Origin of the sequence: Roseburia faecis, assembly GCF_001406815.1 — a bacterium.
GTDB classification, from domain to species: domain Bacteria; phylum Bacillota; class Clostridia; order Lachnospirales; family Lachnospiraceae; genus Roseburia; species Roseburia faecis.
In genome coordinates, this window is sequence record NZ_CVRR01000036.1 from 1 (window position 1) to 5539 (window position 5539).

The 5539-nt window shown below is 35.6% G+C and carries 7 protein-coding genes; 1 reads left to right on the plus strand and 6 read right to left on the minus strand.

Annotation, left to right across the window (positions count from 1 at the left end):
- Window positions 1-685: 685 nt before the first annotated feature.
- The gene (locus M72_RS11210) at window positions 686-1015 is read right to left on the minus strand and encodes a hypothetical protein (protein ID WP_055040428.1); all 330 of its coding nucleotides are present in this window, start codon (window positions 1013-1015) and stop codon (window positions 686-688) included.
- Between the two features lie 314 nt (window positions 1016-1329).
- Here M72_RS11210 and M72_RS11215 point away from each other — a divergent pair, with 314 nt between their 5' ends.
- Window positions 1330-1569, plus strand: a complete 240-nt coding sequence (locus M72_RS11215) for a DUF6061 family protein (protein WP_055068282.1) — start codon at window positions 1330-1332, stop codon at window positions 1567-1569.
- A 370-nt stretch (window positions 1570-1939) separates the two neighbouring features.
- Here the strand turns inward: M72_RS11215 and M72_RS11220 are convergent, their stop codons facing one another.
- The 5 genes from M72_RS11220 to M72_RS11240 form a co-directional block, all read right to left on the minus strand.
- On the minus strand, window positions 1940-2566 hold the full coding sequence (locus tag M72_RS11220) for a DUF3879 family protein (protein WP_055068287.1): 627 nt from the start codon (window positions 2564-2566) through the stop codon (window positions 1940-1942).
- 121 nt (window positions 2567-2687) lie between these two features.
- Window positions 2688-2942 (minus strand): HTH domain-containing protein, encoded by a 255-nt coding sequence (locus M72_RS11225; RefSeq protein WP_306723472.1) that lies wholly within the window; start codon window positions 2940-2942, stop codon window positions 2688-2690.
- 13 nt (window positions 2943-2955) lie between these two features.
- Complete coding sequence (locus M72_RS11230) at window positions 2956-3606, minus strand: hypothetical protein (protein ID WP_055068284.1); 651 nt, start codon at window positions 3604-3606, stop codon at window positions 2956-2958.
- 26 nt (window positions 3607-3632) lie between these two features.
- Entirely contained in the window at window positions 3633-4034 is a 402-nt protein-coding gene (locus M72_RS17200) for an HTH domain-containing protein (RefSeq protein WP_082413895.1), read from the minus strand.
- A gap of 162 nt (window positions 4035-4196) precedes the next feature.
- Window positions 4197-5261, minus strand: coding sequence for a hypothetical protein (locus M72_RS11240; RefSeq protein WP_055068286.1), 1065 nt, complete (start codon window positions 5259-5261; stop codon window positions 4197-4199).
- Between the last annotated feature and the right edge of the window lie 278 nt (window positions 5262-5539).

Consider the following 5539-nt stretch of genomic DNA (forward strand, 5'->3'; position numbering starts at 1 on the left):
ACAATCATCCGTAGCACGGATCGAATCCTGCAAAACAACCCCGAATCTCGGAACACTGCTTAATATTTTTCAGCATCTCGGTCTGCAGCTTACAGTAAGTCCTACAAAACCTACCATTTAAAATCAAGGAGAATCTCTGCAAAGAGGTTCTCCTTATCACATTTCTTCAATTCACGTAAAAAGCCCGTCCAGAATAGATTGATTTATCTAATCTGAACGGACTCTTTTAAAATTCTGAAGTGTTCCCTGCGGGAATCGAACCCACAATTACAGCTTAGGAGTTCAAGCCCCCGTTGGAAACCTATATTATTTTGAGTTAAGATAAGTCAATGAAATCATTGATTTTTCTACCCTTCCTGTAAATCCATGTCAAAATAAGAAAACTGAAAATCATCTAAGTTAAGCACCTCTCGCTGACAAATGAGTGACATTGTCACCCTGAGGGTTCAACCATTCCGTTCCTACGAATTCATATTTATGGCTACCATTCTCATTTAGCAATGCAGTAATGATAACACTGTTTTCTTATTAGATTACTTACATTATAACGTGTACGAGGTCGGATGTCGATTGTTTTTTGACCATTATTTACTTCTATTTGCTTTAACTTAAAAAGCCGTAAGCTAATGCTCCCAGCTTTACATTTTTTTATTCCATCAGTTTTACAAACTTGAATTTGTCTCTATCAGAGTCCGTAATGAATTACCCACTTGTTATTGCTTAATGCATTTTCTAACAGCTTTTTCAGTTCGGATAGTTCAGAATTATCTGCAATGACATCAATAAATGCCTTTAGCGAACAAGGTGGAACAAGTGTAACACCACAGTATGCAAGCCCTTTGCCTTTGACGGAAAGTGTATGCCAATAGAAGTCAATGGATGTAAGCCTTTCGACAACGCCTTCCAAATAGGCGTCATCAACAGAAATACAGGCATATTTCCACGGCTCATACTCGTCATATCGCTTGCCCTGCTGAGGAGCATCCATCATAATTCCAAACTCGTGTTTTGCCATGTAGATCACCTCCACAAATATCGATTGAGATTTCACCTGTTTTATTAGGGAATTTAATAACTGTTATATTTTGTTATTAAATTCTCTGCAAACCCTTGAAAACACTGGATTTATCGCAGGTGAGCTTTCCCTTATTGTTTCCCTTGTGTTATATCGTCCCGTCAGTGTTTACGAACTCTGATAAGGGCAAATACAAGGGCAAGAAAAATCTATAAAACAGTATAACACAAAATAAAAGTGACATGGTGAACTGATTGAAATGCTTCTGATTTTTGTAACAAATGACTGATTGAATGATAAGGAGATTCTATACGATGAGAACAATATTTGCAGAATACAATCCACACAGAAACAGCATTGATATTTATACTTCTGCTGGTTATATGCTCCGCATTGACTGTTGGGAAACCGAAAAGGATTTAAAAACCACACCCGGATCAGACTGTGCATTGAACGCACTTGCCATTGATAAACCGCTTGAATATGCAAAATTATATCTTGATGGAACAATGCAGATATGGGTAGATGCAGAAGATTCATTAGAACTATGGTGATTTTTTCAACAGCACTAAGGTTACTTTTTCCCAATCTCATTTATTGAGAATCGTCTTTTTACCGTGCATATATATTCAATATCTTTTTATCTATTATAATGAAATCAAGGGCTGGTCTAATGCCAGCCCTACAAAAATGAAAATTCACATAGAAAATAAATTTACAATTTTTCCGATATAAACCTGTTATCAACAAATACAAACATAATTTATATTATCGTATCTATTGATATGATATGTATTTCAAAGAGTTACCAGAAGTTTTTGAAAACTTTTCCCTTGTGATATTATCTAAAGCTCCTAATTTTATACTTTTCCCATGATGGAGCAGCTTATTTGACCGTATCTCTAGCACCAAAGATGTTGTATTCTATACTGATACATCAATAGAATTGCGAACTAACCTATTACCATTTTTGACAAGCGTAGATTCCACTGATTCTCTTGTAACGTTATCAAGAATGCTTGTATCAAACTTTTGTCCCGGTTTCCAATTTGGATTAGCCGATTTCACTGCTGCATACATAGCAGCTCTATACTGTCCTTCGTATTGCTCTAAAGTCCATGTACCACTTAAACGTTTGTCTTTACTTACGCTTAACTGATAATCCTTAAAAATATCTGAACGCTTAGTTGTATCACCATTTGAAAGACCATTTTCCTGAATAAATTCCTTCTTCACATTATCAAACATCTTTTGACGATATTCCTCAGATACACTTGTGAGTTGCTGCCACGATGTACCTTTGCTGGTAACATCCATTCCTGCTACTCCATTTGCATTCAGCAAATCACCTTCTGAATCAAATTGCTTCATCAGATTCTTAATAATGGTATCTCTTCCACCGAATGTTTCATATATCATTCTTTCTTCTGGTGACATCATGGCTTCATTTTGCATAATACCAGATAACCAGCCTTTTTCTTTCAAAGCCTTATATTGTTTGCTATTTGTATTGATGCCATTATACGTGTTACCTAATCCGCTGATATTCATTGCCATATAAAAACCTCCTTGTAAATAAATTCAAAATCCGTTTAGAATTAACTCAATGTTATATGGTATATATCGTCATAAATCTCCAAGAAATAAATTTCACCGTTAAGTGCCCTCACAATTATACAGGTAACTCACAATCCTTTAGCCAAAATCGCAGTTCCATAACAGTCACAGCAATTTTATATTTTACTTCGATTTCAACTTTTTCTGGCGGATTGGCTAAAAGCCTGTCAATATCCTGTTCCTCAACATCAGCCATTTTTGCTATCGTTAGCTTGGATATGCCATGATAGGAAACAAGCACTTCCAAAAAACCGCTTAATTGCTTATCCTTATCTTCAATCGCTCCAAAATACAGAAATCCTACTTCTATTTAAAATTCTGAATTATGAACTCAATTCCGTTACCAGTGAAGAATATCTTTTTGTCCGGTTCTTTATATCCTCCTCACTGACACCATAATAACAATATAAATCTCTGGCTATTTTCTTAAACCTTTTTATGACCGACTTATTTCCAGAGTAAGATATTCCAAATATATTCCAAGTATAATCTACCTCTATTTCCATTAAATCCTCACCAATTTTTATTTCATATAAATGAAAATCCATGGGAATTACATTATCAGGCATTTGGTCAATCAATTTATTTCTAATTTCCATTTCATTCAAAAAATTTTTAACAGATTCTTCATTATTAAAATCTGGTTTTGGAATATCCTTCCTTTGACCCAAAAGTTCTGGTTTATGCTGCATAATCAAACTAGCTTTTAGATTTTTCTGTCGTTCTATCCAATTTGTTGCGGCAGGATTGATTTCCACTAAATCATAATGATCCTTTGCGTATTGCACCACTTCCGCAAGGGTATGCGGGTTGACCGCTATTCTCTTTTCTATCCTTTTTCGTCTGGATTGATAGATAGCATTTCGGATTCTAATCTTTAGAGATTGCTTTTGAGCTTCTCCAAATATAAAAACACTTGTGGGACCATCTTCACCATTTATTATGGAAACTTGATTGATACTTTTATTTTTCATAAGTGCCCTCTACTCACAAATCCCGATTATATCGGTGATTCACAATCTTTTAGCCAAAATCGCAATTCCATAACCGTCACAGCAATTTTATATTTTACTTCGATTTCATCTTTTTCTGGTGGATTGGCTAAAAGCCTGTCAATATCATTTTCCTCAACACCAGCCATTTTTGCTATCGTTAGCTTGGATATGCCATGATAGGAAACAAGCACTTCCAAAAAACCGCTTAATTGCCTATCCTTATCTTCAATCGCTCCAAAATACAGAAATCCTGCTTTACTAAGTATTTTAAGACGCAATGCAGGATCATCTGGCAAACATTCCACATTGCCCATTACTACTCCATCTATTGTTTCTTCAGTTATTTCTAAATATTTTGAAAGAGTATTTTTATTAAAACGATACTCCTCAATTAAAGAAGTCAACATTTCTGAAATATATTTTTTTTATCATATTTGTGCCTTAATCTCCACTTGTATCATTTACAATATTGCTTGTAACAAGTGTCCCTATGTGAAAGGCACACTCTACACTTTATTGTTGTTATCTTCCATTTTCCGAGCAATTATAACTTTTCCAATCTACGTTTATCAAATGCTCCAAAATTTAGATGCCAGCTCCCGATTTATGATAGATGAGAGAAAATTAGGATTATTATTCTGGAACACTTTCAGACTTTCAAAAAAAGCCGCTTTATTCTCTGTCTTTATATCTGAAAAAGTTGCATCCAGCTTCTGATCTTTTACATTTTTCTCCACATATTCCTCCGACTGCTTTTCGTAATTATCAACCATCGAAGGATTCTTTTTCACTGCCCCTTCATACCAATTTGTAAGGTATTTTAATGCATTAAGCTGTCTGTCCTCATTGCTGCTTTCTTTACTAATCTTCTGATATTCCGTGTATGCACTGCCGTCCATCGTCCTCATCATATCAAGCGCATTTGTAGTCTTTACAAGATTGCTGCCATGTCCAAGATATGTACCTTTCCCTACTCCATAGTCCATATTTCCGTTATTGTCAGCTTTTCCTGCGCTCGCAAGCTTTGCGATAGACTCCATTGCTTCCAAAAATGATTTTCTGCTATCTTCCGGGATAAAATTCTCTGCCGCATATTCCGCTTTTTTCATACCAAGTGAAATATTTGCCTGCCGTTCTTCCTCTGTCATAGAGCCAGTATTTCCGACAAGGAAATTCTGACGGATGATATCATACACAAATCCCTGTTCCTCTTTGCTGCAGTTCTCTACCGCAGATGCAACCGCCTTGTCTGCACCATACATTCCGGAATATGCCGGAAGTTCTAGTGAGTTATCATCCTGCGTAATTTCTTTTTGGAACGCTGCATTTCTCGCCTCCATTGATTCCCGCTGCTCCTGTGTTACATTGGCATCCACTATACCTTTCTTGTTTTCCACAAGTGCAGCCATTCCATCTCCCGAAAATTCAACAATAACCGCATCTCCATACTGCGAACCGATGTCCTTCATCGCCTGCAGGGTTTCTTCCCTTGACATCTTGTCCATAATCTTATTGCCATGTTCATCTGTAGTGTTAAATTCATACTTTACAAGGGTGTCTTTCTTATATGTACCATTCCCATATGAGGGAATATTCGTTGTTCCTCTGTAAAACTGACTGTAATCAATATTCATAATATACACTCTCCTCTACTTTATTTTTTCTTAGGTATTTATGAAATACCAAAAGTCTCATAAATACAATATTTTTACCACATAAAACATACTATATTTTTATAGTTTCATACTTGTATATATATCTTATGCAAACATATAATATCTGCCTAAATCATCAACTTTATATACATTATTTCCGGTATATGATCTAAAGTGATCGTAATATCCTTATTATAGGTATCCTTCGCGAAACTTAATGCCCGGTACTCTGTAATATTGAATTCGTAATAGTCCAC

Excerpts from the sequence above, each read along its gene's own strand:
- M72_RS11220 (WP_055068287.1), bottom strand. The coding sequence starts at position 2,566 with ATGAATATCAGCGGATTAGGTAACACGTATAATGGCATCAATACAAAT.
- M72_RS11240 (WP_055068286.1), bottom strand. The coding sequence starts at position 5,261 with ATGAATATTGATTACAGTCAGTTTTACAGAGGAACAACGAATATTCCC.
- M72_RS11210 (WP_055040428.1), bottom strand. The coding sequence starts at position 1,015 with ATGGCAAAACACGAGTTTGGAATTATGATGGATGCTCCTCAGCAGGGC.
- M72_RS11230 (WP_055068284.1), bottom strand. The coding sequence starts at position 3,606 with ATGAAAAATAAAAGTATCAATCAAGTTTCCATAATAAATGGTGAAGAT.
- M72_RS17200 (WP_082413895.1), bottom strand. The coding sequence starts at position 4,034 with ATGTTGACTTCTTTAATTGAGGAGTATCGTTTTAATAAAAATACTCTT.
- M72_RS11215 (WP_055068282.1), top strand. The coding sequence starts at position 1,330 with ATGAGAACAATATTTGCAGAATACAATCCACACAGAAACAGCATTGAT.